The organism is Rhizobium sp. T1470 (genome assembly GCF_042140505.1).
In the GTDB taxonomy this organism is placed as follows: Bacteria; Pseudomonadota; Alphaproteobacteria; order Rhizobiales; family Rhizobiaceae; genus Rhizobium; species Rhizobium favelukesii.
Window position 1 is genome coordinate 3918544 of the sequence record NZ_CP148091.1, and the last position, 16353, is coordinate 3934896.

Below are 16353 nucleotides of genomic sequence, written 5' to 3' on the forward strand. Positions count from 1 at the left end.
TCGGCCTTGCAACCACGGAGACCCGCATGCCCAAAGAATACGCCGCCGGCTTCAACATCGCGCCCGCCCCCACGACCTTCATCGTCAACGTCATTCACGCCCATCCGGGAAAACAGGACGAGGCTTTCCGCATCATCCAGGACGTCGTTCACTATGTCGCGGAGCGCAAGGAAGGCTTCCTCTGGAGCAACCTTTCAAAAAGCACGGACGGCACGACCGTCGTCAACATCGAAGCGATCCAGGACGAAGGCAATGTCGGCGAGTTTTTCGCCGATCCGGCTTTTCTTGAGAAGTTCCGCATGCTCGACAGCGTCTCGACGAGCGAATTCCACACCTACACCGTGGATGATCTCGTGCTGCCAAAGCGCGCGAACGCGGAAGGCTGAGCTCTCAAAGCAGAAAGGCGCGGCTTTCACCGCGCCTTTTGACTTCACTCGGCAGCGACAGCCGGGGGATGGCGATCATCCACCGCGTCGTCATTGGCGTTCGACCGATCGCTTTCGGCGCCAGCCGCCTTCGGCTCCTTGCCGAAGAACAGCGCGTACGCAGCCGGCAGCACCAGGATCGTCAGCACCGTCGCGACCAGAATGCCGCCCATCATGGCGTAAGCCAGCGGGCCCCAGAAGACACCACGCGAGATCGGGATCAGCGCCAGGACAGCCGTCAGCGCCGTCAGCATGATCGGGCGGAAGCGCCGGACTGCTGCACCGACGATTGCTTCCTGCCGATGCATCCCCGCCTTGATGTCCTGGTCGATCTGGTCGACGAGGATGATCGAGTTGCGGATGATGATGCCGAGCAGTGCGATCACTCCGAGGATGGCGACGAAGCCGAAGGGTGCGCCTGATATCAGCAAGGCCGCAGCCGCACCAATGATCCCAAGCGGGCCGGTCGCCAGCACGAGCATCGCCTTGCCGAAGTGCTGCAACTGCGCCATCAGCAAGAGCACGATGACCACGAGCATGATCGGCGCCTTGGCCGCGATCGACGCCTGGCTTTCGGCGGAGTCTTCTGCACCGCCCTGGATCTCGATGTTGTAGCCGGCCGGCAGACTGTCGCGCAGGGACTGCATGTCGGCATACATCTTCATGACGACGTCATTGGACTGCACGCCATCGGGCAGCGTTGCGCGCACGGTGATCGTTGGCAGACGGTCACGCCGCCACTCGATCCCCTGCTCCAAGACAGGCACGACCTTGGCAACCTGCGACACTGGGACGAACCCGCCGAAATCCGTCGGTACATAAACCGAGTTGACGGCAGACAGCAGGGCGCGGTTCGCTTCCGGCTCCCGGGCGACGATCGACACCGTCTCCTCGCCATCGCGGAAGTCGTCGAGCGGTGCACCGGACACGGCCGTCTGGAGCATCTGGCGAACGCGCTGCGAGGAGACGCCGAGAGCGCGGGCACGATCCTGATCGATCACCAGCTTCATTGCCGCTACCGGCTCCAGCCAGTCGTCGTGGATCGCGCCAAGCAGCGGATTGGCCTGGAACTTTGCCTTCACCTCGTCCGCGATCTTGCGCACGTCCTGGCGATCAGGCCCCATGATGCGCATCTGCACCGGCCAACCCGTCGGCGGGCCGAGGAACAGACGATCCACCTTGCCGCGGATATCAGGGAAGTCTTGCGCCAGGATGGTCCGCAGTTTCACGATCAGCCGTTCGCGCGCCGGCTCGTCGTTTGCCATAACCAGAAGCTGCGCGAAGTTCGGATTGCGAAGCTGCTGATCGAGCGGCAGGAAGAAGCGCGGGGCGCCCTCGCCGATATACGTGGCGACGAATTTCTTGTCCTTGTCGTCCATGATCTTGGCTTCGAGCGCCTTTGCCTGCGTCTCGACTTCCTTGATGCTGGTGCCTTCGGGCAGCCAGAGGTCGACGAGGATTTCCGGGCGCGACGACTGCGGGAAGAAGTTTTGCGGGATGAACTGGAATGCCCACAGGCTGGTGACGAAGGTCACGAGTGTCATCGCGATGACGATGATGCGATGGCGCACGGCCCAGCTCACCGTCGCTCTGAGGCGGTGGTAGAAGCGCGTATCGAAGGCATCGTGATGCTCGCCCGCATGATGGCGCTGTTTCAGGATCATGTAGCCGAGCCAGGGCGTGAAATAGACCGCGACGAACCATGAGACGACAAGCGCGATGCCGACGACATAGAAGAGCGTGCGAACATATTCGCCGGCTGTCGATGCAGCAAAGCCGACGGGAATAAAGCCAGCGGTGGTGATCAGCGTGCCGGTCAGCATCGGGAAGGCGGTCGAGGAATAGGCGAAGCTCGCCGCCTCGATCTTCACAAGACCTTCCTCGAGTTTTCGCTCCATCAACTCGACGACGATCATGGCGTCATCCACGAGCAGGCCGAGCGCGATAATCAGGGCGCCGAGCGAGATGCGCTGCAGGTCGATCCCGAGCTCGTACATGATGGCGAAGGTCGCGGCCAGCACAAGCGGGATAGCGATCGCGATAACGAGACCTGAGCGCCAGCCAATGGACAGGAAGGACACGATGAGCACGATGATCAGCGCTTCGCCGAGCGCATGCATGAACTCGCTGATGGCATCGGTGACGACGTCGGGCTGGTTGGAAATCTGGTCGACTGCCACGCCGTAGGGCAGCGATTCCTCGAAGCGCTGATAGGTCGCTTCGACATCCTTGCCGACATCGGTCACCTTGAAGCCCTTGGCCATCACGACACCGACCTGGACGCTCTCGTGACCATTGAAGCGATACTTGCGCTGATAGGGATCTTCGAGGCCGGAATAGACGGTGGCGATATCGCCGAGGCGCGTGACCTGGTTGCCGGCCTTTAGCCGCAGCTCGCGGATGTCCTCCGCCTTCGTGACATCACCTTCGACGGAGATGCGCACCGAACGCGTGCCGGTATCGACCGATCCAGCCGGATCGACGCTGTTCTGCCCCTTGATTGCATTCTGCAGGTCGAGCACGGTCAGGCCGCGTTCAGCCAGCGCCTTCGAGGAAACGTCGATGTAGATCTTCTCGGGTTGGTCGCCGATGATCACCGCCTTCTCGACGCCGGGCGTCGTCAGCAGCATGTCGCGCGCCTGGATGGCGAACTTCTTCAACTCGGGATAGCTGTATCCATCGCCGCTGATCGAATGCAGCGTGATGTAAGTATCGCCGAACTCGTCGTTGAAATAGGGCCCGAGCAGCCCTTCCGGCAGCTCATTGGAGATGTCGCCGACCTTCTTGCGCACTTGGTAGAAGGCGTCGGCCACCTGCGCACTGTTGGTATCGCCTTTGACCTGCAGGGTGATGATGGCGCTGCCAGCCCGCGTATAGGATTTAACCCAGTCGAGATGCGGCGTTTCCTGCAGCTTGCGCTCGATCTTGTTGACGACCTGGTCTTCCATTTCCTGGATGGAGGCGCCCGGCCATATGGCCTGCACGACCATAACGCGGAAAGTGAAATCCGGATCTTCCTTCTGACCCATGCGCATCAAGCCGAGGACGCCGGTGATGAGGATCAGCCCAAACAGGAAGCGCGCAATGCTCGGGTGGCCGATGGCCCAGCGCGACAGGTTGAAGGGACGCTTCTGGGCGGTGGAGTTGTCCATGATCGTATCCTCTCCTGGCCGGGCTCTAGCGAATGATGTCGCCGGTTTCGGCTTGCGCCGACTGCTGTTCCGGCAGCTTGATCTTGAGGTTTTCGGTCATGAACTGCGTGCCGGCCGAGACGACGAGATCGCCAGTTTTCAGGCCGTCGGCGACATGGACGCCGCCGCCGGTGAAGTCCGCGACCTTGATTTCACGGGCATGGACGGTTGACGCATTGCGATCGACGACCCAGACAATCTTTTTGCCGTTCCTCTCGGCAAGTGCACTCAGCGGAATGGCGACGTTGGTCTCGGCATTGCCAATGGCGGCCTCGATCGTCGCCGTCATGCCGAGCAGCACGCGATCGTCGGTCGGAAGGCTGACGCGAACCGAGAACGTCCGCGACTGCGCATCGGCACTGCCGGAAACCTCACGCACCTTGCCGTCGAGCACCAGCTTGTTGTCTGACCAGAAGCTGGCCTTGACCGTCTTGCCGGGCTTGAACTGCGCAATGTCGTTTTCCGGCACGGCGATCTGCACTTCCTTTTCGCCGTCGAGCGCGACGGTGACGACAGGCGTGCCTGCCGCGACAACAGCGCCAGTGTCGGCGCTGATCGACGTTACGATACCATTCCGGTCAGCCTTGAGCTTTGTATAGGTGACCTGGTTCTTGGCCTGATCGAGTGACGACGCTGCGGCATCCCGTGTCGAAACCGCTTGATCGTAGCTGAGCGCGGCCTGCTCCATCTGTGACTTTGCCGTGACGCTCTTGTCATAGAGCTGTTGGGCGCGCTTGTTGGCAAGGTCGGCGGTCGCCACACCCTTTTCGGCAGCGGCAAGATTTGCCTCGGCGGTCTTAACCGCCAATTCGTAATCGGTCGGATCGATTTCAGCGAGCAGATCGCCTGGCTTGACGCGATCGCCGATGTTGACGCGACGGTCGATGATCTTGCCTGCGACGCGGAAGCCAAGGTTCATCTCGACGCGGGCCTTCACCGCACCGGAATAATCCAGCGCACGCGTATCGCCAGCCGCGGCAATTTCCACCACCTTGACCGGCCGGATGATCTCTTCACTCTCGGCCTTCTTCTCCTCGCTGCAGCCGGATACGGCGAGCGCAACGGCGCCAAGGAGCGCAAGACTGACAAAGGACGGCAACTGGACTGTCTTCAGCGAAATCATCTTTCGCACTCCTGAAATCGGTTATCGGTTGATCTGCGGCCCTTGCCGCGCGTTATTTTTTCAGTGCCCTGATCGTGAATTCGACCAGTTCATCGACGGTGGCGCGGTTGGTCTTGGCGAGACATTGCGCCACCATCTGCGGATGGCAGAGGCTGATGGTTGCAGCCCCGAAACAACGGGAGGCGACATCCGCGTCCTGCTCGGCAAACTCGCCAGCTGCGATCCCTTCACGGATCACATCAGCCAGCAATTCATGAATGCTGTCGACGTGCTTCTCGATGACGTGCCAGTCGCGCTCGATGGCGACGATGACCATCTCATGCACCTTCTCCTGGTCGAGCATGGTCTCGACCGTCATCTGGTATTGACCCTGCACGAAGCGGCGCAGCCGATCCGAGGCGCTGATCGGCAAGTGGCAGGTGTCGCAGGCCATCTGATAGCTCAAGGCGAGCATGCGGCCGCAGATCGCCTGGTGGATCTCCACCTTCGAGGCAAAGAAACGGTAGACGTTGGCCGGCGACATGCCGAGATCGCGAGCGATATCGGCAACCGTCGTCTTTGAATATCCGTAATGACGGAAAAGCCGCTCGGCAGCGTCGAGAATGCGCGTCACATTCTCCTGACGTGCTAGTTCGATCGTGTTCTCCGCAGCATCGTTGATCAATTTTCACGCACCTTGCTTACGACTGACGATTTTTGAATTTCGTCAGTCGTAAAATATCAATCGTAATATGTCAAGGTTTTCGTGCGTTGAGGATCCGAACGATCAAACGCCAATGCGATCCCACCACCGCCTAACTCCAGCGATGGCGTTTGGGTTGCCAGATTGTGCATTGGAATGCTCGACGCGGCAGGGCAGGCGATACCGCCCCGCCGCCCTAGGCCGCGGCGCAAGTGCTTTGAGATAAGGCGGGACTTGAGAAACCAGGCAGACGACAAAGTGCCGACGCCTGTGCGCAACACTCCGTCTTATCCGTCGGGCTCAGGCGAGCTTGACGTCCAGCGAGATCGGAACCGCCGAGAGCGCCTTCGAGACCGGGCACCCGGCCTTGGCCTTGTTGGCGAGTTCGACGAACGTCCTTTCGTCCGTATTGGGAACCGTGCCTGTCAGCGTAAGATGAATCGCGGTGATCGCGAAGCCGCCTTCCACGCTCTCGAGCGTCACCTTTGCCGTCGTCTCCATATCGGTCGCCTTGAGGCCTGCTTCCTCCAGAATGAGCGACAGGGCCATCGTGAAGCAGCCGGCATGGGCCGCTCCGATCAGTTCCTCCGGATTGGTGCCGGGAATACCTTCGAAGCGGCTCGAAAAACCGTAGGGATAGTGCTTGAGCGCGCCGCTTTGGGTGGAAATCTGTCCCTTGCCGTCCTTCAGTCCGCCGGACCACTGCGCTGAACCTGTACGATTGATCTGCATGCCGTTCTCCTATTTGGATTAGAGGAAGCTGAAAGAAGCAATCCGCCTCTTTAGCGCGATATAATCCTCTATCGGCAGAAGGCGACAACGCCGTGAAATTTCTTCCGGGCAGCGACAGGCAAGAGGCGATCAGATCTCGATGCGCGCCGTGTCGAGCGTGTAGAGCTCTTGCGCGCGCTTGACACCGCGGAGTGCATAACGACCGATGCAGGCCAGCGCGCCGCGCTCGCCTTCCGGGATCGTCGCCGCAAACTCCGACGACATCAGTACGTTGAGATCGACCGATCGGCACATCGAGGCGATCCGGCTAACCTCGTTCACAGCAGGCCCGATGACGGTAAAGTCCAGCCGCTCGCGGCTGCCGATATTGCCGTAGAAGACATCGCCGATGTGCAGGCCGATATAGACCTCCGTCGTTGGGCGCCCCTCGAGAGCGCGTTCGTCGTTCAACGCCTTCAGCTTCTGCCGCAGCAATCGCTCGGCCCGCAACGACGCGCAGCAGGCATCTGCCGGTTCGTCCCCCTTGAAGATTGCCAGGACCCCGTCGCCGATCAACTTCAACACGTCGCCGCCGGCCTCGTGGATCGCCGAAATGACGACATCGCTGTAGGCATTCAGCATCGGCAGGATTTCTTCCGGCGGCGCGCTGTCGGATATCTTGGTGTAATTCAGGAGATCCGAGAACCAGAGAGCCGCCGAGATCCGCTCCGACTTCCCACGCGTGATTTTGCCTTCCAGTACCTGCCGCGCGGCATCATCGCCAAGATAAACCTCTGCAATCGTCCTCGCGATACGCGCCAGCGCAATGCACTTGATCGCAAGTGCCAGTACCGGCACCAGCTTTCGCAGGATAATGAGATCCTGATCCGAGAACCCTTCGGGATGGCGCGTCGCGAAGTGAGAGAAGAAGCAATCCATCTCGCCGATCGTGCCTGCCTTGGCGAACCGGTGGACCATCGCGACAAAATCGGTATGGCCCTGCTCGAGCATTGTGTCGAGCATGACGAAATCGGTCGGATCGCCAAAGCCGATGCGCCGTCTGACCTCGTTCTCTTCTCCGGCCCAAAGATAGTAGAAGGCGGAGCGCTGCCAGCTGTCGAGCGCAGCTCCATCGCTCGAGGGTCCATACTCGAATTCGGTCTCGATCTCCTCCCGGCTATCCCAGCGAAACGCCCGACCCTCGTGGACGGGATGCAGCGTATCCATCAGCGCCATGCCGCGATCGAGCGGAAGACCGCGCTCGCGGCACGCGTTGCAGAAGCCGGTCAGCAGCTCTGCCTCGGAGGCGCCTTTCAGCCCCTGCTCCGTCAGCCAGGCCGCAATTATCCCTATATCGCTGTATTCCATGCCGTTTCCCTCGCTGGTGCGAAAGCTGTATCGCGATTTTGCCGGCAAGGGAAAGACAAAGCTCAGCCCGTCGCAGGCATGTTGTAAGGTGTGACAATTTCCACCGACGACAATGCCGAAGGCGCACTTCCGCCTCTGACCGAGCGACCCATCACGGCGCGGAAGGCCGAACGGGCGTCCGTGCGCAGATCGTGATGCAGCACGAAGCCGATCTTGCGGGCGGCAAGCAGCGCGCGATTGTCTGCATCAAGGTCATGCGCCACGAAGACTCGGACCGGCCGTTGCGCGGCTTCGAAGGCAGCAAGCACCGCCCGGTTTCCGCCTCCGATCGAGTAGACCGCGTCGATTGCCGGATCGGCCGCAATCGCCTGTACGGCCAGCGTTCCCGTCGCCGCGTCCGTACCGTGCCCTTCACTGATCTCGGTCACGCCGATCAGCGGATAGCGTTCACGCAGCACGCGGCGAAAGCCGATCTCCCGCTCTTCTTCGCCGCGAAAGCGAGCGCTGGAAAGTGTCACGAGGACGCGCCCCGGCGCTCCGCCGAAATGCGCACCGATGAGATAGGCCGCCGTCTCGCCGGCCGCCCGGTTGTCCGCACCTGCGTAAGCGCTGCGTGACGAATTGGGCAAGTCCGTCACGAGCGTAACCACGGGAAGCCCCGCTTCGGTTGCGCGTGCCACGGCCGCGACCACCTCTGGAACATCAGGTGCCTTCAACACGATGCCGTTCGTGCCGCGCAGGCGGATCCGGTCAATCAGTTGCACCAGCTCGGCCTGCTTCATGACCTCGGCGAAATGGAAACGGCACCGAAACACTGTCGGCAGGAACGTCGCAACCTCCGCTTCGAAGGCGTCGCGAACCGCGGTGCTGAACCGTTCCGGCGTTTCCATGACGACATCGATTGCGAGTTTTCGTCCGCTCACCTCTCCGCCGATCTGCTGCTTCTCCAGCTCGGCAATCGCTGCCTGAACCCTTGAAATCGTCTGGTGCCGAACCCCGCTCCTATCGTTGAGGACGCGATCCACCGTCGCCGTGCTCAAGCCGGCCTGAAAGGCGATATCCTTGACGAGAAACCGATGCGCCACGCTATCCGTCTTTGATGGTTTTTTGATGGATTCCTGATCTATAACACACCGGTCGGCGGCGTATAGTACCCTCATCGGAAAGGGAGGAGTACCTGATGAAATCCGACAACCTACAAAAACTGCGCGCCGATCGCGTCTGGCTGACCGAAGACGCCTGCGATCTCGGCGATTTCCGCAAGCTTGCCGAGAAGACAACGGCGCTCGCCGACTATCCGACGGCAGAGGCCGTGGAAAAGAACATTCTGATTTACGACAGTGACAAGGTCTTAGCAGCGATCGCCAGCCCCGAAGGCCGCAGAGCGGTCCTCGCCGAGATATGCGAAGCCTTCGGTGAGGGCCCCGGCGTCGTCGTCTTCAAGCACGCCTACAGGGATACCAGCGTCATCGACCGGGCCAGCGCAATATTCGACGAGATCATCGAGGAGCAGCATCGCACCGCCACTGGAGGCGGCGATCACTTTGCCAAGGCGGGCGCCAATGACCGCATCTGGAACTCGCTGGAAAAGCACTGCCTCGCCGATCCCGAAAACTTCGCCGAATACTATGCAAACGCCATCGTCGCGATCGCGAGCGAAGCCTGGCTCGGCCCGAGCTATCAGATGACCGCACAGGTCAACCGGGTTAATCCGGGCGGCGCGGCACAGTCCGCTCATCGCGACTACCATCTGGGCTTCCAGTCTTCCAAGGTGATCGAGCAGTTCCCGGCGCATGTGCACAGGCTCTCGCCAGTGCTGACACTGCAGGGCGCGGTCGCCCACTGCGACATGCCGCTTGAAAGTGGCCCCACGCTCTTCCTGCCGCATAGCCAGACCTACGAGCCGGGTTACCTCGCCCTCAAGCGCCAGGAATTCAAGGACTATTTCGAAACGCATCATGTCCAGTTGCCGCTCGAAAAGGGCGACGTGGTATTCTTCAATCCGGCCCTCTTCCACGCAGCCGGTACCAACCGCTCGACCAACATCAAGCGCGTCGCCAATCTGCTGCAGGTCTCCTCCGCATTTGGCCGCGCCATGGAGACGGTCAACCGCGAGCGCATGAGCGCCAGGCTATTCCCGGCATTGAAGACGATGAAGGGCAATCTGTCTGAAGGCGAGATCGGTAACGCCGTCGCCGCCTGCGCAGAGGGCTATTCCTTCCCGACCAACCTCGACCGCGACCCACCTGTCGGTGGCCTTGCCCCGAAGACGCAGGCGCAGTTGATGCATGAGGCGCTGCAGGAAGATTGGGACGATGCGCGGTTCACATCGGTACTCGCGCAACAAAGCGAGCGGCGGCGAAGCTGACGCATAAGCATCGACGAATTTTGCTCCCGGGGCCTCTCGCGTCGGGAGCTTTTGGCATATGGCCCATCATTCATTGGAGGAAAGCATGACAACAGACCATAGCCGCCTCGACGGCAAGATCGCAATCGTGACCGGCGGTACCCAGGGGCTCGGGGCAACAATCGCCCGCCTCTTTGCCGAGCGCGGCGTCAAGGGCCTCGTCATTTGTGGCCGCAACGAGCAGAAGGGCAAGGCGAAGGCCGACGAGATCGCCGCCGCCACCGGCATCAAGGTCGTCTATGTCCAAGCGGATCTCGGGCAGGTCGATGATGCCAGAAACGTCGTTCATGTCTGCGACCAGACCTTCGGCCGCGTCGATGCGCTCGTGAATGCGGCCGCCATCACCGACCGCGGAACCATCCTGGATACCAGTCCAGACCTCTTTGACGCCATGTTCGCCGTCAACGTCCGCGCCCCTTTCTTCCTGATGCAGGAAACGGTGAAGGTGATGCGTCGTGAGAAGATCGAAGGCACGATCGTCAATATTGGCTCCATGTCGGCCAAGGCAGGGCAACCCTTCATTGCCGCCTATTGCGCCTCGAAGGGTGCCTTGGAAACTTTGACGAAGAACACGGCATACGCACTGCTGCGCAATCGCATCCGTGTCAACGGCCTCAACATCGGCTGGATGGCGTCCGAGGGGGAGGATCGCATTCAGCGCGAATTTCATGGCGCACCTGCCGACTGGCTGGAAAAGGCGGCTGCCGGCCAGCCTTTCGGCCGCCTCGTGGATCCCGAGGAAGTAGCCCGCGCATGCGCCTATCTCTCCTCGGCGGAATCCGGCCTCATGACCGGATCCATGATCTGCTTCGACCAGTCGATCTGGGGGGCCTATGACGGCTCGCCGCACCCGGACACAGCCCTTTGAAAAAATGCAGAGTCCGACGCTTTTGCAGGCGCCGGGCTCTGGAACACATTGCCGTTTACGTTTACGAAGAGCGTCACATCGCTTTGGGAGGAGCTGACCCGTGTCAGAAGATGCGCTCTATGACATCCGTGACGACCGTTTCCGCGGCTTGATCGCCGGCAGCGCCCGGCTGGAGGAACTCTATACCGGCTGCCGTTGGTCCGAAGGTCCCGTCTGGTTCTCAGACCTGAATTGCCTGATCTGGAGCGATATCCCCAATGAGCGGATGATGCGTTGGATGCCCGATGGCAACGTCTCGGTTTTCCGCTCGCCATCCAACTACGTCAACGGCAACACCCGCGACCGCCAGGGCCGATTGATTTCCTGCGAGCACGGCGGCCGGCGCGTCACCCGCACCGAGTTCGACGGCCGCATCACTGTGCTGGCCGAAAGCTATAACGGCAAGCGTCTGAACTCGCCAAACGATGTCGTCGTCAAATCGGACGGCTCGATCTGGTTCACCGATCCGAGCTACGGCATCATGTCCGACTACGAAGGTCACAAGGCTGAACCGGAGCAGGAAACGCGTAATGTCTACCGCATTGATGCCCCCACCGGGGAGATCGAAGCGGTCGTCACCGATTTCATCCAGCCCAATGGCCTTGCTTTCTCGCCCGATGAAAAGCAGCTCTACATCGCCGATTCCGGCTCTTCCAATCATGAAGTCCCGCGTCACATCCGCGTTTTCGACGTCGTCGACGGCAAAAAGCTGACGAACAGCCGGTATTTTTGCTCGATCGACAGCGGCGTGCCGGATGGTTTCCGTTTCGATGTCAGCGGCAATCTCTGGACTAGTGCTGCCGACGGCGTTCACTGCTTCGCGCCCGACGGCACGCTGCTCGGCAAGATCAAGGTGCCGCAAACGGTATCGAACATAGCCTTTGGCGGCGTGAAAAAGAACCGGCTGTTCATCACGGCCACCCAATCGCTGTATTCGATCTACACCACGACCAACGGCGCACAATATCCATAGGATCAGTATCGCGCGCCATCGAACCAGGACGTCAGCGCGCCTGCGGAGCGAGGCATTCCATCCAGAACGAACCATCGATGTCCGAGTTTTCACGCGCCCGCAACCGGCGCCAATCCATCCGCAACGCCTTTTTCATGGGAGCCTGAGATGCGTTCCGTCGTCTCTTTCAACGAAAGCTGGAGTTTTCACGAGGGTTTCGGCCAGCGTCTGCTTGAGGACTTCGATGGCACGGCGACCGTCAGGCTGCCTCATACGGCGGTTGAGCTGCCGTTTAACTACTTCGATGAGAAAAGCTACCAGCGGGCATTTACCTATCAGAAGATCCTGCGCTGGATGCCGGAGTTTGAGGGCCGCGAGGTGTCGCTCGTCTTCGACGCCGCCATGGCCGATGCCGTCGTCTACCTGAACGGCGAAGAGATCATCGCTCACAAGGATGGCTACACGCCGTTCGAAGCACGCTTCACCGGCAGATTGGTGATGGGCGACAATCTGATCACCGTGAAAATCGACGGCAGCGAAAATCCTGAGATTCCTCCCTTCGGCGGCCGCATCGACTACCTGACATATGCCGGGATCTACCGTGACGTCTGGCTGAAGGTCACCGACCCGATCTCGTTCGGCAACCTCAAGATTGAAACCCACAACGTGCTGGCAGAGAAAAAGTCGGCAAGCGTGCGCGTCGATCTTGCCAATCCACAGCAGCTTGCGTTCCTGGGCTCGGTATCGGCGTCGCTGAAGGACACTGACGGACGGCTGCTTGCCACGGCTTCCGCAGAAACCACCGGTCAAGACCTGACGCTCTCCTTCGATGGCCTGACCGGCATATCGCTCTGGGACATCGCCGATCCTGCGCTCTACGAAGTCACCGTCGAATTGAAGACAAGCCATGGTTCCGACCGCGTCTCGTCGCATTTCGGCTTCCGTACCGCGGAATTCACGCCCGAAGGCTTCCTGCTCAACGGCCGGCCGCTGAAGCTGCGCGGCCTCAATCGCCATCAGGCTTTTCCCTATGTCGGCTATGCCGCGGGCAGATCGGCCCAGGAGCGCGATGCGGACATCATGAAGTCAGTGCTGAAGTGCAATATCGTCCGCACGTCGCACTATCCGCAATCGAAGTGGTTCCTCGACCGGTGCGATCGCATCGGCCTCCTGGTTTTCGAAGAGATTCCAGGCTGGCAGCATATTGGCGACGAGGAGTGGCAGCAGGAATCGATCCGCAACGTCCGGCGCATGATCGAACGCGACTGGAACCACCCTTCGATCATCATCTGGGGCGTGCGCATCAATGAGTCGCAGGACAGCCACGACTTCTACGTCGAGACGAACCGGCTTGCCCGTGAACTCGACCCGACACGACAGACCGGCGGCGTCCGCTACATAACAGACAGTGAACTGCTCGAAGACGTCTACACGATGAACGACTTCATCCTCGGCAACGAGGAACTGCCCGGCAACAACCGCCCGCGCACGGCGCTTCGCCCGCAGCAGGAAGCCACCGGCCTGTCCCGCAAGGTGCCTTACATGATCACCGAGTTCGGTGGTCACATGCATCCCACCAAGATCTACGACCAGGAAGCCCGGCAGGCCGAGCATGTCCGCCGCCACCTCGAAGTGCTGAACGCCGCCTATGGCGATCCGGATATCGCAGGCGCGATCGGTTGGTGCATGTTCGACTACAACACCCACAAGGACTTCGGCTCCGGTGACCGCATTTGCTATCATGGCGTCATGGACATGTTCCGCGAACCGAAGTTTGCGGCCTATGTCTATGCCAGCCAGTGCGATCCTTCCGAAGAGATCGTCATGCAGCCGGTCACCTTCTGGGCGCGCGGCGAACGCAACATCGGCGGCGTGCTGCCACTGATCATCCTGACCAACTGCGACGAGGTCGAACTGCGCTACGGCTCAGTGACGAAGCGAATCGGGCCCGACCACGAGAATTATCCGCACCTGCCGCACCCGCCTGTGGTTCTCGACCACCGTCATTTCACGCCTGATGAGCTTGGCACATGGGGCCTCGAGTGGATCGACGGCGAATTCACCGGCTACATTGACGGCGAACCGGTCGCCAGATTGACGCTTGCTTCCGACCCGCTGCCGACGACGCTGCAGATCGTTGCCGACAGCACGACGCTGAAGGCCCGCGAGCGCGACACGACCCGTGTCATCATCCGCGCGCTTGATCAGCAGGGTCAACGCCTGCCCTTCATGAATGAGAATGTCACCCTGCAGGTCGACGGGCCCGCAAAGATTGTCGGTCCGGCATCGGTTCCGCTACAGGGCGGCACGGCCGGCTTCTGGCTGGAGGCGACCGGGCTGACGGGTGCGATAAGCGTTCATGCAAGCTGCGGTCGCTTCCCAGAGGTCAAGCTGGAGCTGACGGCCGTCTAAGGTCACGGCGGGTTCGCCAAACCGTCGGGCGGCGGTGCGTGCCGCGAGCCGACTATGCCGGCTGCACCGACCGGACCGTGCCGTTGTTATCGACGATGCACGAGAATTTCTTGCCGCCGGCATCGAGGTCGACGCCAAAGGTGCCATCGGGCAACTGGCGAGAGGCCGTGGGCAACACCTTGGCGTTCGCACCGGCAACTCCAGCCGCCGAATTGGCGCACAGCAGCTGCAGATCCGCCGGCGCGGTCTGCAACGTTGTGCGCGCCATGCTTTCAGGCGCCGGTGGCGTCGGCGTGCAGGCACCAAGCAGGGCCGCACTTGTCATTGCCGCCATCATTCGGCCGATCGAAATCGTCTTCGCGGTGTGTTTCCACAAAATCCTGTCCCCCGACTAGCGTGATCGTTCGCTCTCCGGCGCTGAGCCGGCCCATTTTCAAACGCCCTTGTAGAGTGCAGCCCCCTGCATCAGCACAATGACCTTGGCGCCGATCCTGATCCGTGACGCAAGGTCTACGATGTCGTTGTTGTTCATGCGGATGCAGCCGGAAGACACATCGAGCCCGATCGTCCAAGGCTCCGCTGTCCCATGGATACGATAGATGGTGTCCTGGTCGCCTTCGTAGAGGTAGAGCGCCCTGGCACCCAGCGGGTTTTCCGGTCCACCCGGCATCCCGGCCGCCCACTTCGCCGCATTCGGGTCGCGCGCCACCATCTCGGCCGGCGGCGTCCAGGTCGGCCATTCCGCAGTCCGGCCGACACGCACGATCCCGGCCCATCCGAAGCCTTCGCGGCCAACGCCGATGCCATAGCGGATGGCTTGACCGCCAGGCTGGGTGAGGTAGAGGAAATGCTGGTTGCCATCGATGATGATCGTTCCCGGCGGCTCGGCGGTCCTGAAGGGAACCGTCTGCATTCGGAATGCTTCCGGCGGCTGATTGTTGCGCGCGTAGTACTGGCGGGCCTTCCTCTTGTCGTAATCAACCCAGGTGTGCGTCTTGGAATCATAGATCTGCGTCTGTGCCCACGCGGCAAGAGGGCAAAGGCACGCTGCGGCCGCAAGCAGGGCCAAGGTCAGCTTGCGCACCCGTGCGGCCTCTTTCGCCTTCACTCGAAATCTGGGCTTTGCTGTCATTTTTTCGCCCACCCATCTACGCGCTTTGCGTTGTCGGCGACCCATTTTGTGGCGTAGTCGAGTGGCGGTATACGCTCGACTTCGAGCGCATAGCCCATCGCCGTCGCTTCCTCTGGCGACAGATCGACCTTTTCCAGGAACGCGGCGATATCGGGGTGCTTCTTCTCGAAAGCCGCTGCGTATCCGATGCGGAAATTGGCCGTGTCCCAGGCCGTCGATGCCGAGGACTTGGTGATCCAGAGTGGATCGTTAGGACCGACGAGCTTCCACTTGCTGGCATCATGCGGAGGCTCGGCAAGGCGGACGATCTTATGAAGGTCAAAGATGAAATGCGGCGCGTAACACGCAAAGACCAGCGGCTGGTTCGTCGCGATCGCGATATCCAGCCCCGCCATGGCAACTTCCTCTTCAGACTCGACCAGCGTCAGGTTTTTCGCATAGCCGTAGGTATTTGCCCGGATCCGCTCGATCCCGGTCGAAGACCATGTCGGTGCGCCGAGCCACATCTCGCCTTTACCGTCGCCGTCCGTGTCGAGAATCTTCGTCTTTTCCGGGTCGCTGAGATCAGCGATCGTCTTCAGGCCCTTTTCCGCGGCAGCCGGTGTTGCGCAGATGCCCTGCCAGGCCGGCACACCACGCTTGGCGAGAACCACGACGCCCTTTTCCGTCACGAACCGCTTGATGACGTCTTCGAGATTAGGTTGCCAGACCTCTGGGTGGATATCCACCGTGCCCTTCTCGAGTCCGTTGAACGCAAGTAGCGTGCCCATCTCCTGCACATCGGCATTGAGCCCGAACTCCTTGCCGATGCTGACCTTGAGGATATTGGCTGTCGCCTGTCCCGAAGGCCAATTTGGCATCGCGATCACGAGGTCGGCGGAAAAGGCGGCGCTGCTCATCGCAAGCGTTGCGGCGAGAACGGATGTAAAGAGCCCTGAACATGCTACGCGCTTCGCCATGCCTGTCCCCCAAACATGCGAGAAAGGATCGTAGATATGCACGTCACACTTTGCACGCGAAGATGCATAAAGCTTTCACATCCG

14 protein-coding genes are annotated in these 16353 nt (G+C 60.8%); 5 read left to right on the forward strand and 9 right to left on the reverse strand.

What is annotated here, in order from left to right; all coding sequences use genetic code 11:
* The first annotated feature begins 26 nt into the window (after window positions 1-26).
* Window positions 27-386 carry an antibiotic biosynthesis monooxygenase gene (locus tag WGT02_RS19675; protein ID WP_024314947.1) on the forward strand — a complete coding sequence of 120 codons (360 nt, stop codon included), beginning with the start codon at window positions 27-29 and terminating at the stop codon, window positions 384-386.
* A gap of 44 nt (window positions 387-430) precedes the next feature.
* On the opposite strand, the gene WGT02_RS19680 is transcribed toward WGT02_RS19675, so the two are convergent.
* From WGT02_RS19680 to WGT02_RS19705, 6 genes are all read right to left on the reverse strand, one after another.
* Window positions 431-3577 (reverse strand): efflux RND transporter permease subunit, encoded by a 3147-nt coding sequence (locus WGT02_RS19680; RefSeq protein ID WP_024314948.1) that lies wholly within the window; start codon window positions 3575-3577, stop codon window positions 431-433.
* Window positions 3578-3602: 25 nt separating this feature from the next.
* Window positions 3603-4739, reverse strand: a complete 1137-nt coding sequence (locus WGT02_RS19685) for an efflux RND transporter periplasmic adaptor subunit (protein WP_024314949.1) — start codon at window positions 4737-4739, stop codon at window positions 3603-3605.
* Window positions 4740-4791: 52 nt separating this feature from the next.
* The gene (locus tag WGT02_RS19690; RefSeq protein ID WP_024314950.1) at window positions 4792-5400 is read right to left on the reverse strand and encodes a TetR family transcriptional regulator; all 609 of its coding nucleotides are present in this window, start codon (window positions 5398-5400) and stop codon (window positions 4792-4794) included.
* A gap of 321 nt (window positions 5401-5721) precedes the next feature.
* Window positions 5722-6153, reverse strand: a complete 432-nt coding sequence (locus tag WGT02_RS19695; protein ID WP_208249626.1) for an OsmC family protein — start codon at window positions 6151-6153, stop codon at window positions 5722-5724.
* A 129-nt stretch (window positions 6154-6282) separates the two neighbouring features.
* Window positions 6283-7500 (reverse strand): adenylate/guanylate cyclase domain-containing protein, encoded by a 1218-nt coding sequence (locus tag WGT02_RS19700; RefSeq protein WP_024314952.1) that lies wholly within the window; start codon window positions 7498-7500, stop codon window positions 6283-6285.
* Between the two features lie 62 nt (window positions 7501-7562).
* A complete protein-coding gene (locus tag WGT02_RS19705) occupies window positions 7563-8585 on the reverse strand; it encodes a LacI family DNA-binding transcriptional regulator (RefSeq protein ID WP_208249624.1) in 1023 nt (340 codons plus the stop codon).
* A gap of 95 nt (window positions 8586-8680) precedes the next feature.
* Between WGT02_RS19705 and WGT02_RS19710 the strand changes: the two genes are divergently transcribed.
* The 4 genes from WGT02_RS19710 to WGT02_RS19725 all read left to right on the forward strand — a co-directional run bounded on the left by WGT02_RS19710 (window position 8681) and on the right by WGT02_RS19725 (window position 14178).
* Window positions 8681-9868: a phytanoyl-CoA dioxygenase family protein gene (locus tag WGT02_RS19710; protein WP_024314954.1), complete on the forward strand. Its 1188-nt coding sequence runs from the start codon at window positions 8681-8683 to the stop codon at window positions 9866-9868.
* An 85-nt stretch (window positions 9869-9953) separates the two neighbouring features.
* Entirely contained in the window at window positions 9954-10775 is an 822-nt protein-coding gene (locus tag WGT02_RS19715; RefSeq protein ID WP_024314955.1) for an SDR family oxidoreductase, read from the forward strand.
* Window positions 10776-10875: 100 nt separating this feature from the next.
* Window positions 10876-11787: an SMP-30/gluconolactonase/LRE family protein gene (locus WGT02_RS19720; RefSeq protein WP_208249623.1), complete on the forward strand. Its 912-nt coding sequence runs from the start codon at window positions 10876-10878 to the stop codon at window positions 11785-11787.
* Window positions 11788-11934: 147 nt separating this feature from the next.
* Window positions 11935-14178, forward strand: a complete 2244-nt coding sequence (locus tag WGT02_RS19725; protein ID WP_208249622.1) for a glycoside hydrolase family 2 protein — start codon at window positions 11935-11937, stop codon at window positions 14176-14178.
* Window positions 14179-14230: 52 nt separating this feature from the next.
* On the opposite strand, the gene WGT02_RS19730 is transcribed toward WGT02_RS19725, so the two are convergent.
* From WGT02_RS19730 to WGT02_RS19740, 3 genes are all read right to left on the reverse strand, one after another.
* The gene (locus WGT02_RS19730; protein WP_051166658.1) at window positions 14231-14512 is read right to left on the reverse strand and encodes a hypothetical protein; all 282 of its coding nucleotides are present in this window, start codon (window positions 14510-14512) and stop codon (window positions 14231-14233) included.
* 99 nt (window positions 14513-14611) lie between these two features.
* A complete protein-coding gene (locus WGT02_RS19735; RefSeq protein ID WP_024314959.1) occupies window positions 14612-15310 on the reverse strand; it encodes a L,D-transpeptidase in 699 nt (232 codons plus the stop codon).
* Complete coding sequence (locus WGT02_RS19740; RefSeq protein WP_375679394.1) at window positions 15307-16209, reverse strand: glycine betaine ABC transporter substrate-binding protein; 903 nt, start codon at window positions 16207-16209, stop codon at window positions 15307-15309. Before WGT02_RS19740 ends, WGT02_RS19735 begins: the two co-directional genes overlap by 4 nt.
* Window positions 16210-16353: the final 144 nt, after the last annotated feature.

What these genes read in the sequence shown, in the direction of transcription:
- WGT02_RS19675 (WP_024314947.1), top strand. Translation starts at nt 27, where the DNA reads ATGCCCAAAGAATACGCCGCCGGCTTCAACATCGCGCCCGCCCCCACG.
- WGT02_RS19740 (WP_375679394.1), bottom strand. Translation starts at nt 16,209, where the DNA reads ATGAGCAGCGCCGCCTTTTCCGCCGACCTCGTGATCGCGATGCCAAAT.
- WGT02_RS19710 (WP_024314954.1), top strand. Translation starts at nt 8,681, where the DNA reads ATGAAATCCGACAACCTACAAAAACTGCGCGCCGATCGCGTCTGGCTG.
- WGT02_RS19730 (WP_051166658.1), bottom strand. Translation starts at nt 14,512, where the DNA reads ATGGCGGCAATGACAAGTGCGGCCCTGCTTGGTGCCTGCACGCCGACG.
- WGT02_RS19685 (WP_024314949.1), bottom strand. Translation starts at nt 4,739, where the DNA reads ATGATTTCGCTGAAGACAGTCCAGTTGCCGTCCTTTGTCAGTCTTGCG.
- WGT02_RS19700 (WP_024314952.1), bottom strand. Translation starts at nt 7,500, where the DNA reads ATGGAATACAGCGATATAGGGATAATTGCGGCCTGGCTGACGGAGCAG.
- WGT02_RS19735 (WP_024314959.1), bottom strand. Translation starts at nt 15,310, where the DNA reads ATGACAGCAAAGCCCAGATTTCGAGTGAAGGCGAAAGAGGCCGCACGG.
- WGT02_RS19715 (WP_024314955.1), top strand. Translation starts at nt 9,954, where the DNA reads ATGACAACAGACCATAGCCGCCTCGACGGCAAGATCGCAATCGTGACC.
- WGT02_RS19680 (WP_024314948.1), bottom strand. Translation starts at nt 3,577, where the DNA reads ATGGACAACTCCACCGCCCAGAAGCGTCCCTTCAACCTGTCGCGCTGG.
- WGT02_RS19725 (WP_208249622.1), top strand. Translation starts at nt 11,935, where the DNA reads ATGCGTTCCGTCGTCTCTTTCAACGAAAGCTGGAGTTTTCACGAGGGT.
- WGT02_RS19695 (WP_208249626.1), bottom strand. Translation starts at nt 6,153, where the DNA reads ATGCAGATCAATCGTACAGGTTCAGCGCAGTGGTCCGGCGGACTGAAG.